General features: G+C 63.3%; 17 protein-coding genes. 9 read left to right on the forward strand and 8 right to left on the reverse strand.

Annotated elements, in window-relative coordinates; all coding sequences use genetic code 11:
- Positions 1-51: 51 nt before the first annotated feature.
- The 3 genes from C7G61_RS03370 to C7G61_RS03385 all read left to right on the forward strand — a co-directional run bounded on the left by C7G61_RS03370 (position 52) and on the right by C7G61_RS03385 (position 4,143).
- Positions 52-471, forward strand: coding sequence for a VOC family protein (locus C7G61_RS03370; protein WP_108512603.1), 420 nt, complete (start codon positions 52-54; stop codon positions 469-471).
- A 241-nt stretch (positions 472-712) separates the two neighbouring features.
- On the forward strand, positions 713-2,293 hold the full coding sequence (locus tag C7G61_RS03380) for an AMP-binding protein (protein WP_108512605.1): 1,581 nt from the start codon (positions 713-715) through the stop codon (positions 2,291-2,293).
- Between the two features lie 158 nt (positions 2,294-2,451).
- Complete coding sequence (locus C7G61_RS03385) at positions 2,452-4,143, forward strand: amidohydrolase (protein WP_244608110.1); 1,692 nt, start codon at positions 2,452-2,454, stop codon at positions 4,141-4,143.
- On the opposite strand, the gene C7G61_RS03390 is transcribed toward C7G61_RS03385, so the two are convergent.
- The 4 genes from C7G61_RS03390 to C7G61_RS03405 all read right to left on the reverse strand — a co-directional run bounded on the left by C7G61_RS03390 (position 4,140) and on the right by C7G61_RS03405 (position 8,840).
- Positions 4,140-4,412 (reverse strand): hypothetical protein, encoded by a 273-nt coding sequence (locus C7G61_RS03390; RefSeq protein WP_244608111.1) that lies wholly within the window; start codon positions 4,410-4,412, stop codon positions 4,140-4,142. The genes C7G61_RS03385 and C7G61_RS03390 overlap by 4 nt on opposite strands.
- Positions 4,413-4,608: 196 nt before the next feature.
- On the reverse strand, positions 4,609-5,706 hold the full coding sequence (locus tag C7G61_RS03395; RefSeq protein ID WP_108512606.1) for an HD-GYP domain-containing protein: 1,098 nt from the start codon (positions 5,704-5,706) through the stop codon (positions 4,609-4,611).
- A gap of 363 nt (positions 5,707-6,069) precedes the next feature.
- Positions 6,070-8,352 (reverse strand): xanthine dehydrogenase family protein molybdopterin-binding subunit, encoded by a 2,283-nt coding sequence (locus C7G61_RS03400; RefSeq protein ID WP_108512607.1) that lies wholly within the window; start codon positions 8,350-8,352, stop codon positions 6,070-6,072.
- Positions 8,349-8,840 carry a (2Fe-2S)-binding protein gene (locus C7G61_RS03405; RefSeq protein WP_108512608.1) on the reverse strand — a complete coding sequence of 164 codons (492 nt, stop codon included), beginning with the start codon at positions 8,838-8,840 and terminating at the stop codon, positions 8,349-8,351. The genes C7G61_RS03400 and C7G61_RS03405 overlap by 4 nt, the downstream gene beginning before the upstream one ends.
- Positions 8,841-9,145: 305 nt before the next feature.
- On the opposite strand from C7G61_RS03405, the gene C7G61_RS03410 reads away from it, so the two are divergent.
- From C7G61_RS03410 to C7G61_RS03420, 3 genes are all read left to right on the forward strand, one after another.
- Positions 9,146-9,949 carry an alpha/beta fold hydrolase gene (locus C7G61_RS03410; protein WP_108512609.1) on the forward strand — a complete coding sequence of 268 codons (804 nt, stop codon included), beginning with the start codon at positions 9,146-9,148 and terminating at the stop codon, positions 9,947-9,949.
- Positions 9,946-10,290 carry a hypothetical protein gene (locus tag C7G61_RS03415; protein ID WP_108512610.1) on the forward strand — a complete coding sequence of 115 codons (345 nt, stop codon included), beginning with the start codon at positions 9,946-9,948 and terminating at the stop codon, positions 10,288-10,290. Before C7G61_RS03410 ends, C7G61_RS03415 begins: the two co-directional genes overlap by 4 nt.
- A gap of 63 nt (positions 10,291-10,353) precedes the next feature.
- Positions 10,354-11,025: a dienelactone hydrolase family protein gene (locus tag C7G61_RS03420; RefSeq protein WP_108512611.1), complete on the forward strand. Its 672-nt coding sequence runs from the start codon at positions 10,354-10,356 to the stop codon at positions 11,023-11,025.
- Between the two features lie 111 nt (positions 11,026-11,136).
- Here C7G61_RS03420 and C7G61_RS03425 read toward each other — a convergent pair whose 3' ends face one another.
- The 4 genes from C7G61_RS03425 to C7G61_RS03440 form a co-directional block, all read right to left on the reverse strand.
- Complete coding sequence (locus C7G61_RS03425; protein ID WP_108512612.1) at positions 11,137-12,141, reverse strand: Bug family tripartite tricarboxylate transporter substrate binding protein; 1,005 nt, start codon at positions 12,139-12,141, stop codon at positions 11,137-11,139.
- A gap of 337 nt (positions 12,142-12,478) precedes the next feature.
- Positions 12,479-13,222 carry a polysaccharide biosynthesis/export family protein gene (locus C7G61_RS03430; protein ID WP_108512840.1) on the reverse strand — a complete coding sequence of 248 codons (744 nt, stop codon included), beginning with the start codon at positions 13,220-13,222 and terminating at the stop codon, positions 12,479-12,481.
- A gap of 140 nt (positions 13,223-13,362) precedes the next feature.
- Entirely contained in the window at positions 13,363-14,019 is a 657-nt protein-coding gene (gene msrA / locus C7G61_RS03435; RefSeq protein ID WP_108512613.1) for a peptide-methionine (S)-S-oxide reductase MsrA, read from the reverse strand.
- 140 nt (positions 14,020-14,159) lie between these two features.
- Positions 14,160-14,477 carry a hypothetical protein gene (locus C7G61_RS03440; protein ID WP_108512614.1) on the reverse strand — a complete coding sequence of 106 codons (318 nt, stop codon included), beginning with the start codon at positions 14,475-14,477 and terminating at the stop codon, positions 14,160-14,162.
- A gap of 373 nt (positions 14,478-14,850) precedes the next feature.
- On the opposite strand from C7G61_RS03440, the gene rpsT reads away from it, so the two are divergent.
- The 3 genes from rpsT (at position 14,851) to dnaN (ending at position 19,286) form a co-directional block, all read left to right on the forward strand.
- Positions 14,851-15,117, forward strand: a complete 267-nt coding sequence (gene rpsT, locus C7G61_RS03445) for a 30S ribosomal protein S20 (protein WP_108512615.1) — start codon at positions 14,851-14,853, stop codon at positions 15,115-15,117.
- A gap of 1,326 nt (positions 15,118-16,443) precedes the next feature.
- Positions 16,444-17,874 (forward strand): chromosomal replication initiator protein DnaA, encoded by a 1,431-nt coding sequence (dnaA, locus tag C7G61_RS03450; RefSeq protein WP_108512616.1) that lies wholly within the window; start codon positions 16,444-16,446, stop codon positions 17,872-17,874.
- Between the two features lie 293 nt (positions 17,875-18,167).
- Positions 18,168-19,286: a DNA polymerase III subunit beta gene (gene dnaN, locus C7G61_RS03455; RefSeq protein ID WP_108512617.1), complete on the forward strand. Its 1,119-nt coding sequence runs from the start codon at positions 18,168-18,170 to the stop codon at positions 19,284-19,286.
- Positions 19,287-19,339 lie beyond the last annotated feature (53 nt).

Consider the following 19,339-nt stretch of genomic DNA (forward strand, 5'->3'; position numbering starts at 1 on the left):
GGTGCGGCCAGTGCGACGCAAGCGCCACCGACCGCGACGAAAGGATAAGGCATGTCTGTCAGGGTTAACGCGCTCGACCATCTCGTCATCAATGTGTCCGACGTGGCGCGTTCTACCGAGTGGTACCGGAAGATTCTCGGCATGGAGGTCAAGGTATTCGATCCGGGTGCGGGCAAAACGCCGCGGACCTCGCTGGTGTTTGGTAACCAGAAGATCAATGTGCGGCCGCGCGATGCCAACAAGGTCGAGTGGTTCACGGCCGACCACGAAGCCGCCGGCAGCGACGATCTGTGCTTCCTGACGTCAAGCACGCCGGACGAAGTGATGGCGCACCTGAAATCCAATGGCGTGCCGATCGAGGAAGGCCCCGTGGCAAAGCAGGGCGCCCGCGGCACGCTGCGATCGGTCTATTGCCGGGATCCCGATGGGAGCCTGATCGAGATTTCGTCGTATGAGGGTGGCGGGGGCTAGTGCAGGCCCCTCCCCGTCATTGCGAGCCACCCGGTCGGCGCGAAGCGCCGCCGGATGACAGGCTCCGCGAAGCAATCCATCGCGCAGCATAACGGATGGATGGATTGCTTCGTCGCTTCGCTCCTCGCAATGACGTGGAGAAAGCTGGCCCCCAAATGCCGATTTGCCCATCGCGCCATCCGATGGCAGAACTACTCCCAAGCAAAATCAAGGCAGCCGATGAAGCTGCACGGGAGGACCAATGACCAATTCACAGGCCGCGCCGGGTATCGTCGGACCATTCGCAGGGCTCGACGTGCCGTGGCTGCTGCGGATGCGCGCCGAGAGCCGCCGCAACCATCCGTTCCTGATCTGGGCGCCGTTCGAGGCACGGGCGCGGAGCTGGTCCTATGGCGAGTTTCACGAACGCGTCGGCGCGCTTTCCGCCGGCCTCGTCAAACGCGGCATCAAGCCCGGCGAATATGTGCTGATCCATCTCGACAATTGCATCGAGGCCATGCTCGCCTGGTTTGCCTGCGTCGAGCTCGGCGCGATTGCCGTCACCACCAACACGCGCTCGGCGGCAGCCGAGATGGAATATTTCGCCGGCCATTGCGGCGCGGTCGCCGCCATCACCCAGCCCGCCTATGCCGAACTGATCTCGGCCAATTGCCGCGGCCTGCGCTGGATCGCCGTGATCTCGCACGATGCCGGAGCTACGCCTGCGCAAAGCACACCACGCGGCGACAGTTTTGAATCATTATTTGCCGACAGCGCCGACCGGCCGCGCCGCGCCGCCGATCCGTTCGCGCCGTGCAGTGTGCAATATACCTCCGGCACCACGTCGCGGCCGAAAGCGGTGTTGTGGACGCACGCCAATGCGCTGTGGGGCGCCAAGATCAATGCCGCGCACGAAGACCTGCACGCTGATGACGTGCACCAGACCTACCTGCCGCTGTTCCACACCAACGCGCTGGCCTATTCGATGCTGGCGACGCTATGGGTCGGCGCGACTTGCGTGATCCAGCCGCGATTTTCGGCGAGCCGCTTCTGGGGCGTGGCGCTCGAACACAACTGCACCTGGACCTCGACGATCCCCTTCTGCATGAAGGCCCTGCTGGAACATGAGATTCCTGATAACCACAAGTTCCGGCTGTGGGGCACCGCGGTATCCGAGCCGCCGCCGTTTGCCGCGTTCGGGGTCAAGACGATCGGCTGGTGGGGCATGACCGAAACCATCACCCACGGCATCGTCGGCGAGGTCGACCAGCCCAATACGCCGATGTCGATCGGCCGCGCCGCACCCGAATATCAGATCCGCATCGTTGAAGAGGACGGCCGGCCTACCCCCGTCGGCGGCACCGGCAATCTCCTGATCAAGGGCATCCCCGGCCTGTCGTTGTTTTCAGAGTATCTGCACAACGAAAAGGCCACGCGCGAAAGTTTTGACGAGCACGGCTATTTCATCACCGGCGACCGCGTCACCCTGCTGGAGAACGGCTTCATAAAATTCGGCGACCGCACCAAGGACATGCTCAAGGTCGGCGGCGAGAATGTCGCGGCATCCGAGATCGAGCAGGTGATTGCAGTGGTGCCCGGGGTGCGCGAGGCCGCGGTGGTGGCGAAGAAGCATGCGATGCTGGATGAAGTGCCCGTCGTGTTCATCATTCCGCAGGCCGGCGTCAAGGGCGCTCCAGCCGATCTGCATGACACGGTCTTGGCCGCCTGCAGAAACGGACTGGCGGACTTCAAGGTGCCGCGCGAGATTCACTTCGTCGACGACATGCCGCGCTCGACACTGGAGAAGGTGGCGAAGGCGGAATTAAGGAAGATGCTGGGGTGAGGTTTCGTCATTGCGAGCGAAGCGAAGCTATCCATCGTGCCCACACGAAGAAAGAATGGATTGCCTCGTCGCTTCGCTCCCTTGCGCAAACGCTTCGCGTTTGCCGCAGGCAATGACGGGGAGAGCAGATAACATAAAAAATCACAGGGGAGCGCGTGATGCCGGGACTGATGTCGAATACTGCGAGGCTTTCTTGCTATTTTGCAGCTGCTTTCATCGCCACATCCACGGCCGGCGTCGCTTCGGCGCAAACCGCCGACACGATCCTCTTCAACGGCAAAATCCTCACCGTCGACAAGGATTTCTCCACGCAGCAGGCGGTGGCGATTGCCGACGGCAAGATCCTCGCCACCGGCGCTTCAGCCGCGATGAAGAAGCTCGCCGGCAAAACCGCAAAACTGATCGATCTGGGTGGCCGCACCGTCATTCCCGGGCTCACCGACGGACACATCCACGGCATCCGCGCCGCGCTGACCTTCGGCACCGAGGTGAACTGGATCGGCGTGCCCACGCTGAAAGACGCGCTGGAGAAGATAAGTCAAGCGGCGAAGGCGCAGAAGCCCGGATCATGGATCGTCGTCGCCGGCGGCTGGACCGAGGAGCAGTTTGCCGAGAAGCGCCGGCCGACACCGGCGGAGGTCACAGCAGTGGCGCCCGACAATCCCGTCTACATCCAGCATCTCTATGATTGGCTGCTGCTGTCGCCGAAAGCGATGGAGGCGCTGAACATCCGCGACGACAGCGATGTGACGCCCGGCGGCAAGCTCGCGCGCGATAGTGACAACAAGCCGACCGGCATCATCGACGCCGGCGGCGCTGCGCTCGGCAAGATTTTCGACAAGCTGCCCAAGCCAACCATGGAGCAGCAAGTCGATGGCTCCAAAAAATTCTTCCGCGAGATGAACAGCCTCGGCATCACCGGCATCGTCGATGGCGGCGGCGTCAGCATGTATCCGGCGAACTATCAGGCGGTGTTCCGGCTGTGGCAGGACAGACAGCTGACCGTGCGCGTGGCCTATCACCTCTGCGCGCCAAAGCCCGGCAGCGAGCTTGCCGACCTGCAGAACCTGACGCAACTCTCGCCGCCCGGATTTGGCGACGCGATGCTGCACTTCAACGGCCCCGGCGAAATCCTGATCTGGGCCGACTGGACCGACGGCGACATCACGCCCGACGGCAAGGCGAAGCTTGCCGAACTGCTGCGCTGGGCGGCGTCAAAGCGCTACACCATCCAGCTGCACTGGAACCCGGACCGCACCGTCCACGACCTGCTCGACGTGGTCGAGGACATCAACAAGGATTTTCCGGTGCGCGACCTGCGCTGGACTGTGCTGCATCTCTACACGGCCTCCGAGGCCAGCTTGAAGCGGATGAAGGCGCTCGGCCTGGTCTGGGGCGTGCAGGATGGGCTCTATTTCGGCGGCGAGCGGCTGCAGAAGGAGGTCGGTGTCGAACAGGCCAGGGCGATGCCGCGGATCGCCACCGCAATGAAGCTCGGGCTCGTGGTCGGCGCCGGCACCGACGCGCATCGCGTGTCGTCCCACAATCCCTTCGTGGCGCTGCAATGGTATCTCGACGGCACCACGATCGGCGGCGCCAAAACCCACGGCGACGAGGAAGCGCCCAGCCGCCGCCAGGCGCTGGAGATGTACACCCGCAACACCGCCTTCATGGCAAATGACGACGACAAGCGCGGCACCCTGGAGGCCGGCAAGCTCGCCGACCTCGCGGTGCTGTCGGCGGACTACATGACGGCGCCCGTGAAGGAGATCGGCAAGATCAAATCGGTGCTGACGATGCTCGGTGGCAAGGTGGTATATGCGGCACCGCCGTTTGCGGGGGAGCGCTAGTGCGTGGTGCGTAGGGTGGGCGTGGTCGGGCGGTCGGCATTGTGGAACAGCTCGTTCTGGCGGCTGACGGCCTGGATATGCGCATGCTTTGTCACGACCCAGAACGGGTCGAACTTCTCGGGCCGCGCGATCCCGCGCGGGTTGTTGGCACGCAGCCAGCGGTAGCTGTCATGAATGCGGTGATCGGCATAGGGGGCCGGATTGACGAGCGTGGCCGCGATGTCGGCGGGGATGTTGGGGTTGTCGCGCGAGGTCGCTGTCGCGTCCATGGATTTCCTGCCAGCGATCGTTGGTCATCGGTAGGAATGCCGATGATTGACAGACAACTAGCGGGCGGAAAAGTCACATGCTTGCGTTGAGCAGCTGGAAGTTATGCACACGTCCTTCCGGGGCGCGAAGCGAACCCGGAATCTCGAGATTCCGGGTTCGATGCTTCGCATCGCCCCGGAATGACGGCTGAGACAATCAATAATACCCGAACGCCACCGGGCGGAAGGCGTGCAGCAGATGCTGGTCGATCTTGTCGCCCATTTCTTCCATCATGCCGAACGCCTTGGCGTGGGTGAACTGCAGCCGGTAGGCGCGCTTCTCGACGAGCGCTGCATAGATATCCACGATCGTGGTCAGCCGCACGATGTCGCTGATCTGCTTGCCGCTCAGGCCATTGGGATAGCCGGTACCGTCGAGGAACTCGTGGTGATGCAGCACCACGTCGAGCATTTCGGGTGGGAAACCGCCCTGCGCAGCCAGCGCGTCATAGCCGCGGCGCGGATGCTGGCGCATCTCTTCCATCTCTTCCAGCGTCAGCGGGCCCGGTTTGTCCAGGATCGCCACCGGAATGTACGCCTTGCCGACGTCGTGCAGCAGGGCGGCACGGGCGAGACGGCGCTGGTCGTCGTCGCGCATGCCGAGATGCTGCGCATACGCAACCGCAAAGCCGGTGACGAAGAGACAATGGCGATAGCTGCCGGCGTGATGGCAGCCGACCGTCGTCAGCCATTCGCGCAGGGACGAATGCTTGATCGCCTTGAGAATCTTGTTCTCGGCCTCGACGATGTCGCTGAATTTCAGGGGAACGCCGGCCGGAAGCTTTTCGAAGATCTTGACCATCACGGCATGCGCCGCTTCGACGCCCCTGTTCAGGACCTTGCCGCGATCGGTCTCGTCGAATCCATCGCTGTCCGGAAACGCGGCGCGAATCCGCTGCAGGATGCCTTGCGCATCGAATGGCCGCGCGATCGTGTCGGTGGCGCCGAGCGCCCAGGCCTGCATCGATCCGTGGTGCAGCGCATCCGCCAGCACGAACAGCCGCGGCATTTCGCGATAGGCCTCGGCGCGCAGCTTGTTGCGCACCAGCTGCACGCTCTCGGCGGAACGCAGGTTGATGTCGACGACGATGCCCGCCAGGTCGCGTTCCGGCGCATCGGGAATATCTGACGTCGCGATGGTGTCGACCTGACCAACCGATCGCAGAATGCTGGCGAGTTCGCTGCTTTGATCGCTCCGGTCCGAAGCCAGCAACAGCCGGCGCTTGGTCGAAGTCTTGTTGGCTACCGATGTCATGAAACCCCAGACCCCTAGCGATGACGACGTGCAACCGAGGCTAGCGTATAAGGAGTTCCTCGGGGCTTAAGAGGCATCGTGAATCTAGGCTACCGGGAACGCTAAAATTTTAGCGATCTTGTTCGTGATGCGCTGCACCTGCGGCATCCCGCGACTGTCATCATCCGCGAAAGCGGATGATCCAGTACGCCGTGACGGCTTTAGAGACGGCACGGCCACGGCGTACTGGATGCCCCGCCGGAGCCTGTCATCGGGCTCGCCAAAGGCGAGACCCGGTGGCGGGGCATGACGGGAGGGCGGCAAAGAAAAATCCGCCGGAAGCCTTGCCTCCGGCGGATCGTCCTCATCGATACCGTAGTCGCATTACGCCTTCATATTCGCCTTCACCGCTTCTGCCGTGATCGGCAACGAGCGGATGCGCGCGCCGCAGGCGTTGAAGATGGCGTTGCCGAGCGCGGGCGCGATCACCGTCACCGCCGGCTCGCCGACGCCGGTCGGCTTGTCGCCGTTGGCGATGACGTTGACGGCCACTTCCGGCGTCTGGCTCATCCGCAAGGGGGTGTAGGTATCGAAGTTGGTCTGCTCGATACCGCCATCCTTCAGCGTCGCCTTCTCATACATGGCGAGCGAAAGGCCCCACAATGCCGCGCCCTCGACCTGGGCACGGATGTTGTCGGGATGCACCTGCATGCCGACGTCGGTAGCCACGGTCAACTTCTTGACCTTGACCTCGCCGGACGGCGACACGGCGACGTGGGCCACGCACGCGGTCCAGCTTGCGGTTGCCCGCTCCTGCGACGAGACGCAGGCGACACCCATGCCCTCGCCTTTCGGCAATTTGGTGGTGCCGTAGCCGGCCATGCCCATCGCTGCCAGCAACGTGTTGCGCAGCCGCTGCGCGCCGCCGTCGTTCTTGCCTTTGCCGTCGAGCAGCGCGATGCGGTATTGTGCCGGATCCTGGCCGGCCGCATGGGCGAGTTCGTCGATCATGCTTTCGACCGCCCAGAAGGTCCAGCCCGGCGCCACCGAGCGCAACTGGCCCGACGGGGTGGCGTTATGCGCCATCTCGTTCTTAATCGCGCGGACATTGTGATTGGGCACGGAATAGAAGAAGTCCGCCCCATTCACGGTGAACGAGTCCAGCGGCCCCTTCTTGTCGACCGAAGGCGTCAGGAAATCGGGGATTCCCCAGCGCGCGGTCGGCCAGGCACTGACCACGTCGTGGTTGAGCGCGATCAGCTTGCCGTCACCATCCACGCCCGCCTTCACCTTCTGGAAGGTCAGCGGACGCGAATAGTCCATGGTCATGTCGTTTTCGCGGCTGTAGATGACCTTGACCGGCTTGCCGACGGCCTTCGCCGCCTGCACCGCGGGCACCATCATGTCGGCGTCGAGCCTTCGGCCGAAGCCACCGCCCAGCCACATCTGGTGCATGACGACGAACTTGGGATCGATCCCGGCCGCACCGGCCGCGATCCCGCCGGAGCGCGTCGCGAACTGGTTGCCGGAATAGATGTGCAGGATGTCGCCCTTGAACTCGGCCGTGGCGTTCATCGGCTCCAGCGGCGCATGGATGTTGATGCTGGTGGTGTACTCCGCCTCCATCACCTTCGCCGCCGTCCCGAAGGCCGCCGCCGTGTCGCCGTCCTTGACGAAGAACTGCCCGGAATCGTCGAGCGCCTGCAGCCGCTTCGCCTCGTCGATCAACGACTGGCTCGACAGCTTGGCGTTCGGGCCGTTGTCATAGGTGATCTTCAGCGCGTCCGCGGCCTTCCTCGCATTGGCATAGGTATTGGCTACCGCCACCACCCAGCCGGAAGTGCTGCCGGTCTTGTCGTCGAGCGTGATCGCCTTGATGAAGCCCGGCACCTTTTTGGCGGCGGCGTCATCGACCGATTTCACCGTAGCGCCGAAGCGCACCGGCGGCGTGACCACCTTGCCGTAGACCATGCCCGGCAGCATGACGTCGATGCCGTACTTCGCCGCGCCGTTGACCTTCGGGGGGATATCGAGCTGCGGAACCGAGACGCCGACCATCGTGTACTGGTCGGGCGTCTTGAGCTTGATCGCCTTGAGCTCATCCGGCGTGAAGGTCTTGGTGATCTTGCCGCTCTTGACGATCTCGGCAAAGCTCATCGACTTCTTCGACTTCGGATGCGAGACGGCGGAGCCGCGCACGACCAGTTCGCCGGCCGGAACGCCCATCGAGGCAGCGGCGGCTTCCGTCAGCGCCATGCGCCCCGCGGCGCCCGCGCGGCTCATCGCGTCGAAATTCATCATCGTGCTCCAGCTGCCGCCGGTAATCTGCGCGCCGAGCACGGGGTCGTTGAACTTCGGATCGTTGGAGGCGAGTTGAACCCGCATGTCCTTCCAGGACGCGCCGAGTTCCTCGGCCACGATCTGCGCCATCGTCGAGGCGATGTGCTGGCCCATGTCGGCCTTGCCGCAGGTGACGGTCACGAGGCCGTCGGGCGCGATCGAGTACCACACGCTGGGCTCGAAAGCGGAGGGCGCGGCCAGCGCCTGATCGATGCCGGGTACGCCGGCATAGCCGAGCACGAGGCCGGTGGCCGCGGAGCCGACCAGGAACGAGCGGCGGCTGAGATCGGGGGACGCGCTGTCGGTGATTTTCACGTGCGTATTCATGTTGCCCTCCGCTCGGTGCCGGCATTGGAGGCGGTACGCATTTCGGATGCGGCGCGCATGATCGCCTTCTGAATGCGCGAATAGGTCATGCAACGGCACAGATTGCCGTCCATATGCGCGACCACTTCATCCTTGGTCGGATTGGGATTCCTGGAGAGAAGCGATGCCGCCTGCATGATCTGGCCGGACTGGCAGTAGCCGCATTGCGGGACCTGCTCGAGGATCCAGGCCTTCTGCAAGGGATGATCGCCCCTGGCGGACAGACCTTCGATGGTGGTGATCTTCTTGCCGAGCGCATCGCTGACCGACGTCTGGCAGGAGCGAACGGCCTCGCCGTTGACGTGAACCGTGCAGGCGCCACAGAGACCCGCGCCGCAGCCGAATTTCGTACCGGTCATCTGCAATTGCTCGCGGATGACCCAGAGCAGCGGCGTATCATTGGACGCCTCGACGGACATATTCCGTCCGTTGATATTGAGATTAGGCATGTTCGCTCCCCTTCCGGTGTATGAAGCCGCTTACGGCGGCAATTCACTTTCTTGGGTATTGGCCGGCATTCACCGGGTCTATATGCCGGGTAGCGGGAGCATGATCCGGAACCGATTTAGAGGCAATGCAATTTGGAATGAATATAGGAATCGGGGTTGTGCGCTGCGGCAAGGTTCGTCACGGGTCAATCGAGCGCGCGAGCAGCAGGTGCATCTTCCGTTTCCGCATTTCCCAACGGCGAACCTGTCGCGCTAGGATAAGGCGAGAGTGGAATTTGGCGTCGTTTGCTTCGGGAAAAACAGGAATGCCGACAATCAATCGCGACGGAGTCCGCATCTATTACGAGGTTCACGGCTCCGGCCCACCGCTCTTGCTGACCCACGGCTATTCGTCGACCAGTGGGATGTGGCAGGGCCAGATCGCGGCCTTGTCGAAACATCACAAGCTCGTGTTGTGGGACATGCGGGGTCATGGCCAGTCCGGTTACCCCGAGGATACCGCCGCCTACAGCGAAGCACTGACAGTCGCCGACATGGCGGCGCTGCTCGACGCTGTCGGCGCCGGGCAGGCGATCGTCGGCGGGCTTTCGCTTGGCGGCTACATGTCGCTGGCGTTCTACCGCGCCCATCCGAAGCGCGTCCGTGCGCTCCTGATCATCGACACCGGCCCCGGCTTCAAGAAGGACGAGGCCCGCGATGCCTGGAACAAGCGCGCGCATGACACCGGCGACCGCTTCGAGCGCGAAGGGCTGGAGGTTCTGAAATCGGCCAGCCGGGAGCGCTCCAGCGTCACCCACAGGGACGCGTCGGGACTGGCGCGCGCCGCGCGCGGCATGCTGACCCAGCGCGATGCGCGCGTGATCGAATCCCTGCCCGATATCAAGGTGCCGTCGCTGATCGTGGTCGGCGCTGACGACACGCCGTTCCTCGCCGCCTCCGACTATATGGCGGCCAGGATTCCCGGCGCGCAGAAGGTGGTGATCCCGGCCGCCGGCCACGCCGTCAACATCGACCAGCCGCAGGCCTTCATCGACGCCGTGCTGCCGTTTCTCGACGGCCTCGATGCCAAGACAACGGAAGAAACGGCAACTACAAAGGCCGCGTCATGAAGACGGCCGCTGTAGCCCTCGCTTTGATCGCAGGCAGCTTCACGCAGGCTGCCGCGCAAAAACTGCCGCCGATCGGCGGCCCCTACCCGCCGCCATTCACCGATACGCTGTCGAACAACACGCCCCTGGCGTTCGGCATGGACGCCGGCGAAGCCGCGCGCGCGCTCGGCACCCCCCTCAACTACGTCCGGGGCCGGCCGGGCGAGGAAATCTTCCTCGCGTTTCGCAACGTCGGCGGCAGCGGACTGTTCTACAAGAAGGACCGGCTCTTTCTGCAATTCCGTAAAGGCAGGCTGGCCGGCTGGAAGGGCGACTGGGGTCACAACTGGATGTGGCAATAGCCGCGCGGCGCCGCACATTCACGCAACCGACTTCGTGCAACCCAAAATAAGAAGGGATGACCCGTGGGACAGGATATCAAACTGACGGCTTCGGACCGCTTCAAACTCGGAGGCTATCGCGCCGATCCCACAGGCAAGCCGAAGGCGGCCATCGTGGTGATCCAGGAAATCTTTGGCGTCAACCACCACATCCGCTCGGTGTGCGACCGGCTGGCCGCCGAAGGCTATGTCGCGATCGCGCCATCGATCTTCGATCGCACCCAGCCGGACTTCCAGTGCGGCTATTCGCCTGACGAGATCGCGACCGCGCGAAAGTTCATCGCCAATCCCGACTGGGCCGCGATGCTGCGCGATACAGAGGCCGCGATCGATGCCGTGAAGGATGTCGGCCCGGTCGGCATCATCGGCTTCTGCCTCGGCGGCAGCATCGCCTATGCGGCGGCGACCAAGCTGTCGGGCCTATCGGCCGCCGTCGGCTACTACGGCGGCGCCGTCGTTCGTTTCGCCGACGACAAGCCGCAAGTGCCGACGCAACTGCATTTCGGCGAAAAGGATGCGGGCATTCCGCTGACCGATGTCGAAACCATCAAGGCCAAGCGGCCCGATGTCGAAGTCCACGTCTATCCCGGCGCACAGCACGGCTTTCACTGCGATGAGCGCGCAAGCTACGACAAGGCCAGCGCCGACATCGCATGGCCGCGCAGCCTGGCGTTTTTCGCGAAGAATTTGAAGTGACGCCCGGAGGGCGTCATTCCGGGGCGCGCGTCTTCGCGCGAACCCGGAATCTCGAGATTCCGGGTTCGATGCTCTCGCATCGCCCCGGAATGACGGACCGCAACTAACGCCTCACTCGCCCTTGACGCCGGTTGCCTTCACGACATCGGCCCACTTCTCGTAATCGCGGCGCAGGACTTTCTCGAACGTTTCCGCCGATCCGCCCACCGGCACGAGGCTGAGCGTCTCGATCCCGGCGACACCCTCGGGCGAGGCGATGATGCGGGCGAGTTCGTCCGAAAGCTTCTTCACGATCTCCTTGGGCGTCCCGGCGGGCACGAACACGCCAAGCCAGCCTTCGATCTCAAACCCGGGGTAACCGAGTTCGGCCATCGTCGGCACGTCGGGCAACGCCTTCCTGCGCTTCTCGCCGCCAACCGCCAACGGCCTGAGCTTGCCTGCCTGGATTTGCGCGCTGGCCGTGGTCAGGTCCTGGAACGCCGAGGTAATCGTGTTGGCGAGCAAGTCGTTCGTGAGAGGCGCCGAGCCGCGATAGGGGACATGGGTCATGTCGATATTGGCGGTCTTCTTGAGCAATTCGCCGTAGAGGTGGGACGTCGTGGCGTTGCCGAAGGTGCCGTAAGGCTTGCCGGGGTTCGCCTTGGCATAATCGATCAGCTCCTTGACGGACTTGATCGGCTGCTGCTCGGGGACCACCAGAACGATCGTCGACAGCGCGATCTGGGTGACCGGCGCGAGATCCTTGAAGACATCATAGGGAAGTTTCGTAACAAGGCTCGGCGCCTGAATGATCTGCGTGATGCCGATCAGCACAGTGTGGCCATCGGGCTGCGCCTTGGCGACGTTGTCGTTGCCGACCACGCCGCCGCCGCCCGACTTGTTCTCCACGACGACGGCTTGCTTCCACGACTCCGATAGTTTGTTGGCAAGCAACCGGGCCAACACGTCGGTGGCGCCGCCCGCGGGATAGGGCACGACGAAGGTGATCCGTCGGCTCGGATAGGTATCCGCCGAGGCCGGATAGGAAGAGGCGCACAAGGCCGTCACGGCGATGGAGGCGAGCAACGCTACCGCGGTCGCCGCCCGCACCACGCTGACCGGCAAATGATAGTTCATGGTCATACTCCGGATTGCAGGCACTCAACCGACAAAACCGGCGCGCCTAGATTTGACGACGTTCTTCTACATCGCTGCAGTGCAACTTGGAATAAGGTTTCGAATGCAGTCAGCGGATAGCGCTAATTTATCGCAACCAAAGCGGTTCGACGCCGATGCACGGGCTCAGTCAAGGCTTCCAGACACGTGCGAAGCCGCACGTCCGCCACTGCAAGTTAGATGCAGAACCGCTGTGCGAAATGGATGATGAATTTTCTTGGTCAAATGCGCGACATTTGCCTGACGCAGCTGCTCAAGAAAACAGCCGGCCGAGATGACAGGTCGATGAAGAGGCGCCCTAGAACCAGCGCTCGCTGACGAGCACGGTGTCGCCGGGACCGATCGGACTACCGGGCGGAACGACGAAGCGCGCCGTTCCCGACGCATCGGTGTGAGTGACGGTGACGCTATCGCGGCGGGCGCGCGGCGAAAAGCCGCCGGCGATCGCCACCGCGCTCTCGACCGTCATGTTCGGTACGTACGGATATTGCCCGGGTGCTGCGACCTCGCCGAGAATGAAGAACGGCCGGTACGCCTCGATCTCCACCGCGACCGATGGGTCCCTGATGAAGCCGCCGCGCAGCTTCGCCGATATCTGCGCCGCCAGTCCGGCCGTGGTGCGGCCGCGCGCCGGCACCGAACCGATCAGCGGCATCGTGATCGAGCCGCCGGCGTCGATCGCGTAGGTGTTGGTCAGGCCTTCCTGGCCATAGACAACGACGCGCAGCCTGTCGCCGGCATCGAGATGATAGGCCGCGTCGTATCGCACCGGTACCGGTTCGACATAGGCGACGGGCGCGGCAACGATAACGGGCGGTGGTGCTGCGCGCGGCGCCGCGGCGAAGGCAGCGCGAAGTGCGCCGACGGCGCCACCGCCGGAATCGGCCACGACCGCCTGCGGCGGTGGGCTGTTAGGCTGGCCATAGGCCATTGAATCGAGATCGCCTTGCGGCCCGACCGCGACCGGCCCGGTCGTGCGCATGCAGCCCGACAGAGCGAGCGCCGTGGTGATCGCAGTGATCGGTAGTCGAAACGCGCGCACAAGCCGCACCGGAGCCCATCCCTCTAAGCGAGACAGCTTTAGTCTTGCACCGGGTATGGTTAACAAACGGTGTTTTGCGCGCGACACGGGAGATCGAGACTCCCTCGCCCCGCTCTTGCGGGGAGAGGTTAAGAAGCAAGTCAGGCGCTCACGCCGACGCCGATCGGGCACGACACGCCGGTGCCGCCCAATCCGCAATAGCCCGCCGGGTTCTTGGCGAGATATTGCTGATGATAGTCTTCGGCGAAATAGAATTCGCCCGATGGCGCGACCTCGGTGGTGATGGCGCCGAGCCCCTTCGCCGCCAGCGCCTTCTGATACATCGCCTTCGACGCGTCGGCGGCCTGGCGCTGCGCATCGCCAAAGGTGTAGATCGCCGAGCGATACTGGGTGCCGACATCGTTGCCCTGGCGCATGCCCTGCGTCGGGTTGTGATTTTCCCAGAACGTCTTCAGGAGCTGCTCGTAGGAGATCTTCTTCGGATCAAACACGACCAGCACCACTTCGGTATGACCGGTGCGTCCCGAACAAACCTCTTCATAGCTCGGATTGGGCGTATGCCCGCCGGCATAACCGACGGCGGTCGCATGGATGCCGTCACCGAGCTCCCAGAACTTGCGCTCTGCGCCCCAGAAACAGCCGAGGCCAAACACCGCCTGCTCGAGGCCGGCTGGATAGGGCGGCTGCAGCTTGCGTCCGTTGACGAAATGCGTGGTGGCGGTCGGGATCGGGGTGGCGCGGCCCGGCAGCGCTTCGGCTGCGCTCGGCAACGCGGTGGTCTTGCGCATGAACAACATGGAGTACCTCCAGGCAGGACATCGGCGGACGCAACAACGGCGTCGGCCGGCTGGCCCTCTATAGCTGGCCCTCTATATATGTCTTCTACGCCGGTTGCCGCAGCCCTGTTACGCCGGCCCCGAGGGCGGGCGGGGCCGGGTCAGTCCCGCGAATAGCCGATCAACGGCTTGCGGGGCCGGAACAGGATCATGAGCAGAATGCCGACCACGCCCAGCACGGCAAAAACCGGCTGATCCAGCAGGACCTTGAGGACGCTGTTCCAGAGCCAGGGCGCGTTGCCCTCGACCCAGGTCCGGAATGCCAGCTGGCTGGACTGATGGACATCGTTCCAGAACTGGCCAAACCGGGTGAACCGGAGGGTCTGGTCGGCGACGAAACGGGCGCCGTCATAGACCATGAAGATGAATCCGCCGGCCAGGAGCAGCAGGCCGATTAGCCGGAAAAAACCGCGGATCATGCGTCACCTTGATATCTGTCGCCCCCAAAGGCAGTCAGCCAATACCGGGGGCACCCCGGAAATTCAACCTCGTCAGCACCTTACCCGCTATTTCCGGCTCCCTTCCCGGCCTTTCGGGGAGGGCAGAAAGCGTTGACGGTGCCGGACTCGCCCTCTATAAGACCCCCAATGGCGGCGGGCGCAATCCCGCCGCCGCTGTTCTTTGAGCAGCGCCGACCTCGGGAGCACTTTGGCTTCCGTCCATGGCACCCTCAAGAACGGCTTACGTCAGAACACCCTGGAAAACACCACCAGCGTCCATCACGCAATTTGAACGGCCGGCGCGCTCGAGCCCGACCACCCGAGCGATGACAGCCGAAGGATAGTTGAGAACATGGCCAATACCACTTCCGCCAAAAAGGCGACCCGCAAGATTGCCCGCCGCACCATCGTCAACAAGTCGCGCCGCACGCAGATGCGTGGCGCGGTCCGCACCGTCGAGGAAGCGATCAAGAGCGGCGATCGCGAGGCGGCGCTCAAGGCGATGAAGCACGCGGAACCGGAACTCATGCAAGCTGCACAGCGCAACATCATTCACAAGAACAATGCGAGCCGGAAGGTGTCGCGCCTGACGCACGCGATCGCCAAGCTCGCGAAGTAAACTGACAGAAATAGATATTCGTCAAAAGCCCGGCCTCGCCGGGCTTTTTCTTTTTCGGACATCCCGGGGCGTGCGAGCGCGAACCCGAAAATCCATTTCGCCACGCACATGCATCCTGTTGCATTTTGGGCTCACGCTGAAAGCGTGCACTGTGACAATTCAATTGTCCCGTTGCTGAACACCGCCTTACGTGTCACATTTCCAGCGCCCGTAATTTTACGAGGTGCATTTTATTGCACCGGCGTTGTTGTGCGCACTTGCGAGAAGCGTGAGCGCAACCGCTGACCAATCCGACGCCAGGTTCTTCCGCCCGCATCCTTGCCGCGCGGGGTTACCCTGAAAAACAATTCCGAAAAACGACGTCTCGCTAATCACTTATCCACATAGCGAGCACAAGCGTTTTGAAAAATGGTCCCGGTAACCACGATTGTAACGGTTTCTTAAAAAATTTTGCGAGTGCAGCGAAAACTGTCACGCTTGTTGACGCCGCGCGATTCTGCGCGCGGATTCAAAAACTTGGTGTGGAGTTTCGCAATTGCAGTGTTGCAACACCGTCGAAGAGTCCGGCAACAGCGTCGAATCACGGATTGTCAGAAATCGCCCTTGGTGTATTTGTTACTCGTTCGCGACGCCCGAGGCTCTCCTGACCAGCGCGGTATGAGACCCAAGAGCGGACGTGCAAATCGGCGGCGGTGTGCGCGTTAGCGACGCTTTCCAAGCGGAGCTGAGTTGGTAACTCATAGCAATATGAGAGCGGCTGTTCTGTGTCTAAATTTCCCGGCGTGGTGCTCGCGTTCAGCGCGTTCCGGACAAGGGGAATAAGGCAGGGGGAACTAAGATGCTTGCCGACGATGCAAAGATTGGGAACGCGGAGATCGTGAACGTGTTGAAGACGACAGACTGAGATACGCGGCGGCGCAGCGGTCGAGCAAGCGGATGTTCGGTAGCGGCAGACTGGCTTTGAAAACACTGGTGATGTGATTGCTCGCCGCGCGTTCTCGCGGTGAGAGGGGGAGGTACTATGCTTTACGGAATCAACGCGACATTCGGCACGCTCATTTCCATCGAGACCGCTTCTGAATCCCTGGACGAGGTTTCCAGTCCACCCACGCGAACTCCGGCTAGACCGTCGAGTACGCGCTGACCTCGCGGTAGCCTCTCACTCCATCCAGCCTTTGATCTGACAACGGCGATTCCGCCGAACGCCCGATCCATGTCTGGTGGCTGAAGCTTCGCGTCGAGGTCACGTCTGGCAGGAAACCTGCAAGGCAGCCCGCCAGGCGATTTCGTAAAACACCATTACTCATTCAGAAAAGTTCTCAGGCAATGACAAATATCGAACAGGATCGCTGGTCGCGCGTGAAGGGACGGTTGCGGACGAGTGTGGGCGAGGACGTCTATACGAGCTGGTTCGCTCGCATGGATCTGGAAGGCGTGCAGGACGAAAGCGTGCATCTGTCGGTTCCGACCCGGTTCCTCAAGAGCTGGATCCAGGCGCATTACGCCGACCGTGTCCTGACCTGCTGGCAGGCCGAGATGCCGGAAGTGCACCGGATCGACCTCACCGTGCGCACGGCGATGCGCTGTGCCGCGCCCGCCAAGGAAACCACCGCGCCGGCCGATCAACGCCGCGTCGAGCAGGCCAATGGCCGGCCCGCGCCGGAATTGCGCGCCACCGCGACGGCGCCGGTATCCGCCAGCCATGATGCGCTCGGCGGCTCGCCGCTCGACCCGCGCCTGACCTTTGCAAGCTTCGTGATGGGCCGCTCCAACACGCTGGCCCATGCCGCCGCGCGACAGGTCGCCGAAGGACGCCGCGGCGATCCCGTGATGTTCAACCCGCTCTACATTCACGCCGGCGTGGGCCTCGGCAAAACCCACCTGCTGCAGGCGGTGACGTGGGCCGGCAATTCGGGTAGCGAGCGCAAGGTGCTCTATCTCACCGCCGAGAAATTCATGTACGGCTTCGTCGCCGCGCTGAAGACACAGACGGCGCTGGCGTTCAAGGAGGCGCTGCGCGGCATCGACGTGCTCGTGATCGACGATCTGCAGTTCCTGCAAGGCAAATCGACCCAGGCCGAGTTCTGCCACACGCTGAACGCGCTGATCGATGCCGGCCGCCAGGTGGTGATCGCCGCCGACCGCCCGCCATCCGATCTCGAGAGCCTCGACGATCGCGTGCGCTCGCGGCTGGCCGGTGGCCTCGTCGTGGAGATGGGTTCGCTCGGCGAAGAACTGCGGCTCGGAATCCTGAAGTCGCGCGTGGCGGCGGCGCGTGCGCATCACGCAAGCTTCGACGTGCCGGAAGCGGTGCTGGACTATCTGGCGCGCACCATCACCCATAATGGCCGCGACCTCGAAGGCGCCATCAACCGCCTGCTCGCCCATTCCAAGCTCAACGCCCAGCCGGTGACGCTGGAAATGGCCGAGCGCGAGGTGCGCGACCTGATCCGCCCGCAGGAACCGAAGCGGATCAAGATCGAGGACATCCAGCGGGTGGTTGCCCGGCAATACAATGTCAGCCGTTCGGACCTGCTGTCGTCGCGGCGGACCGCCAACGTCGTCCGGCCGCGCCAAGTCGCGATGTATCTGGCGAAGACGCTGACGCTGCGTTCGCTGCCCGAGATCGGCCGCCGGTTCGGCGGACGCGACCACACCACGGTGCTGCACGCCGTGCGCAAGATCGAGGCACTGGTGGCCCGCGATACCGCGCTGTCCGAAGAGGTCGAGTCGCTCAAACGGCAGTTGCAGGAATAGCGGCAGCCGGAACAGGACCTGCGCCTTAAGGAGTTGGCTCCTCCCAACCTCTCCCTCCCCTGATCCCAGATGTGGGAGAATTGGGGCGGGAGAATTTTTTTCTGCCGCCATTTTTCGCCGCAAAAGTGGGGAACGGGGCCCGCTCTCCCTTGCACCGGCGCCCCATCCGCGCCACCTTGCGGTCCCCCCGGGGGTTTGATCAACTCCGATCCTGATCCGGCTTTTCGGGTTTCCAATGCCGCGGCGCTGCCTTTACGGGCCGCCCGGCTTTTCCATCTCTGGCGGGTAATGCAATGAAGGTCACCGTCGAACGCGCGCAACTGCTGAAGTCGCTGGGTCACGTCCATCGCGTGGTCGAGCGCCGCAATACCATCCCGATTCTCGGCAATGTGCTGGTCCGCGCCGAAAACGCCCGGCTGTCGCTGAAGGCGACCGACCTCGACCTGGAGGTGACCGAAACGCTGGCGGCGGAAACCGCGACCGGCGGCTCCACCACCGTGCCGGCGCACATGTTCTACGACATCGTCCGCAAACTGCCCGATGGCGCGCAGATCGTGCTGGAAGCCGACGGCGACCGTGCGGTGCTGGCGATCCGCGCCGGCCGCTCGCGCTTCACGCTGCAGACCCTGCCCGAAAGCGACTTCCCGGATCTCGCCGCCGGCGACATGACGCATTCGTTCTCGCTTGCGGCTGCCGACGTCAAGCGCCTGATCGATCGCACGCAGTTTGCGATCTCGACCGAAGAGACGCGCTATTATCTCAACGGCATCTATCTGCACACCGCTGGCAGCGCCAAGGCCGCAACGCTTCGCGGCGTGGCGACCGACGGACATCGGTTGGCGCAGATCGATCTGGCGCTGCCCTCCGGCGCCACCGGCATGCCCGGCGTGATCGTGCCGCGCAAGACGGTCGGCGAGGTGCAGCGGCTGATCGAGGACAACGAGGCCGAAGTCAAAATCGAACTCTCGCAGGGCAAGATCCGTTTCACGCTCGGCAACGTCGTGCTGACCTCGAAGCTGATCGACGGAACTTTCCCGGATTACGGCCGCGTCATTCCGCAGAACAACGACAAGGAACTGATCGTCGACAAGAAGGATTTCGAGGCTGCGGTAGACCGCGTCTCGACCATTTCCAGTGAACGCGGCCGCGCGGTGAAACTGGCGCTGTCCGCCGGCAAGCTGGTGCTGTCGGTGACTAATCCGGATTCCGGCAGCGCCACTGAAGAGCTGGAAGTCGAATACGCCTCCGACGCCCTCGATATCGGCTTCAACTCGCGCTATCTGCTCGACATCGCCGCCCAGATCGAAGGCGAAGTCGCCGTGCTGCGCCTCGCCGATCCCGGCTCGCCGACGCTGGTTCAGGACAAGGACAACAAGGGCGCGCTCTACGTGCTGATGCCGATGCGGGTGTGACGCACTTTCTGTTCGCTCGAACAGTCACTAGATTGCGTCATGGCCGGGCTTGT

This window comes from Bradyrhizobium algeriense (assembly GCF_003062295.1).
Classification (GTDB): Bacteria; Pseudomonadota; Alphaproteobacteria; order Rhizobiales; family Xanthobacteraceae; genus Bradyrhizobium; species Bradyrhizobium algeriense.